This window comes from Marinobacter sp. L-80, from assembly GCF_056859395.1.
In genome coordinates, this window is record NZ_JBSXOI010000021.1 from 1 (window position 1) to 2,255 (window position 2,255).

Sequence of the window (2,255 nt, forward strand, 5' to 3'; positions counted from 1 at the left end):
ATCTCACGACGCGTTTTGCGCTTCTTGGTCTGGTACTCGGCTTCGGAGAAGGTGATCTGATCCATGGTGGCAACGAATCCTATGCGGTTGATGATGGCCGTATTATCGCTGATTTTGGGGACTTATTCAGAGTCTCCCTAAACCTCAAATATTGTTCTTGTCGCATGGCGGCGGGCCAATGCCTCTTTTGGGCGATGCTGGGCATACAGAAATGGTTGATTGCTTAAAAAGCATAACATCTTTATTACGTAAACCATCGGCCATTGTGGTTGTGAGTGCACATTGGGAAGAGGAATTGCCAACAATTACTGCTGGCGAGAGCCCATCGCTTATATATGATTATTATGGATTTCCAGAAGAATCTTACAGTATTACCTATCCCTGCAAGGGCGAGGCATTGCTTGCAAATAAAATCCACGAAAAGCTAGAGCGTGTTGGCATTGCTTGCAATCTCGATAAACAAAGGGGCTTTGATCACGGTTTGTTCATACCGCTAAAAATAATGTACCCAGATGCTGATATTCCTTGTATTCAGTTGTCGCTTCTTAATAACTTAAGTCCTGCCGAGCATATTAGTATTGGTCAGGCGCTACAGGGCTTAGACTATGAAGATTTACTTTTGATAGGGTCAGGATTTTCTTTTCACAATATGAAGGCCTTTTTTGCTCCAGAAACTACGGAGTCAAAAGATTTGAATGAAGCGTTTGAGTCTTGGTTATTGGATACTTGTTCAAACACAAATATCTCTGAAGAAGAAAGAAAACAAAGACTGTGTGAATGGGTAAAAGCGCCGGGTGCTCGGTTTTGCCACCCTCGAGAAGAGCACCTATTGCCTTTGCATGTCTGCTACGGCTTAGCAGGCGGCGCATGTGCAGAATCGTTCGAGCTGAAGATTCTCAATAAGAAGTCAAGTATGTACCTATGGTAAGCAGAATGCTAACAAGGCGCTCAAAATCGGCCACAAAATACGTGGCCTCGGACGCTCACTTCTTTCGCGCCGTTTAGCGCGTTGTTATTCCACCATCCGTATGTTCGCTTTGCGACCGAAGCGTGCTCTTTTAGCCGAGTAGCCGGTGCGGTAGAGCACTGTTGGAGAGGAGCCTTTCGCCACAGCTCGGTCCTCGTTTTGGCTAGTCAGCTCTGGGTGACACAGAATTATCGTTGGCTTTTGTGCGAACAATCGGCTTCAAGACACAACGGGATCTACGTCTTTATCCGTTTCATGATTCCATCGTACTGTTCTCTGTACTCGCCGCAAATGTAAATGGGTGAGTTAGCGGATAAACTCCTTTAAAAATGCAGTGTATGTGGGGCTTTTCTGTCTTACATTATTCTTTTTCACTGAAAAGTCTAAACAAGGGCCTGTTAGGTGGGTATTTTGTTTACACTTCCTGTTTAAGCTCCTGTATCAAACGGCACCCTTTACATGGGGTCGCCCCTAAACTAGCCAGGGATTACCTGGATGCTCGGGTGGTAAGATACTGACGGCTCGGCCTTGATCAACCATCAACGTGAAAATGTTGTGTACAAGCGGATCGCACGCTTAGCTGATGTCTCAACCTTGTTGAGTCAGTTGGTTTGGGCTTCCCTCCATGGGGACATACAAGTTGATACACACCGAGTCCATCATTTCAGAGCTTGAAAATACTGATTCCACGTGTTGAAGCTCTAAACCCTCTAGTGTCCCGTCTGGGTAATCCGTTTATTTATTATCAATAACACTCAGCTTTGCTCGCGTCACTGAAGTCATAATCGATTCTGCACTCTTGTGCCAGCGGAACGGCTTTGCCAGTTTCTCATTATGAGTTTGGATAAAGCGACGAATCGCCTTCTTAAGTTCGCCGACACTGGTAAAAATGCCACGGTACAAAGCGCGGCGTTCGGTAATCCCCCCATAAAATAATCGAGGTTTTGAGTAGAGACTTTTACAATGATCGCAAAAGGAGCGACAGACGAAGAAGTCTCGATTCACCGACAGCCAGATCATGGCGATCCTGAAGCAGTACGAAGCCGGCGTTCCGGTGTCTGAGCTGGCAAGGGAGCACAATGTCAGTACGGCGCTGATCTATCAATGGGGCTCGAAGTTTGGCGGCATGGATGCATCAATGATGAAATGTAGTGGTTCAATGATTCCGGACACCAACGTAGGTGGTAATATCGCCACCATAAACGAGGTGTCTGATGACCAGAAAGCGACGTTCTTTTTCTCCTGAGTTCAAACAGGAAGCAGCCAGCTTGGTGCTGGATCAAGGTTA

Annotated in this window: 2 protein-coding genes and 2 pseudogenes; 3 read left to right on the plus strand and 1 reads right to left on the minus strand. The window is 46.3% G+C overall.

Features of this window, described 5'->3' with window-relative positions; genetic code table 11:
- Both AC13E3_RS00585 and AC13E3_RS00590 read left to right on the plus strand, forming a co-directional pair.
- Window positions 1-227, plus strand: a 227-nt coding sequence (locus AC13E3_RS00585; RefSeq protein ID WP_482901585.1) for a hypothetical protein, incomplete at its 5' end; no start/stop codon positions are given.
- Window positions 179-928, plus strand: coding sequence for a DODA-type extradiol aromatic ring-opening family dioxygenase (locus AC13E3_RS00590; protein WP_482901586.1), 750 nt, complete (start codon window positions 179-181; stop codon window positions 926-928). The genes AC13E3_RS00585 and AC13E3_RS00590, both read left to right, overlap by 49 nt.
- Window positions 929-1,702: 774 nt before the next feature.
- Here AC13E3_RS00590 and AC13E3_RS00595 read toward each other — a convergent pair.
- Window positions 1,703-1,882, minus strand: a pseudogene (locus AC13E3_RS00595) (IS630 family transposase); the annotation flags it as partial.
- 103 nt (window positions 1,883-1,985) lie between these two features.
- Here AC13E3_RS00595 and AC13E3_RS00600 point away from each other — a divergent pair.
- A pseudogene (locus AC13E3_RS00600) lies at window positions 1,986-2,111 on the plus strand (transposase); the annotation flags it as partial.
- Window positions 2,112-2,255: the final 144 nt, after the last annotated feature.

Excerpts from the sequence above, each read along its gene's own strand:
- AC13E3_RS00590 (WP_482901586.1), top strand. The coding sequence starts at position 179 with ATGCCTCTTTTGGGCGATGCTGGGCATACAGAAATGGTTGATTGCTTA.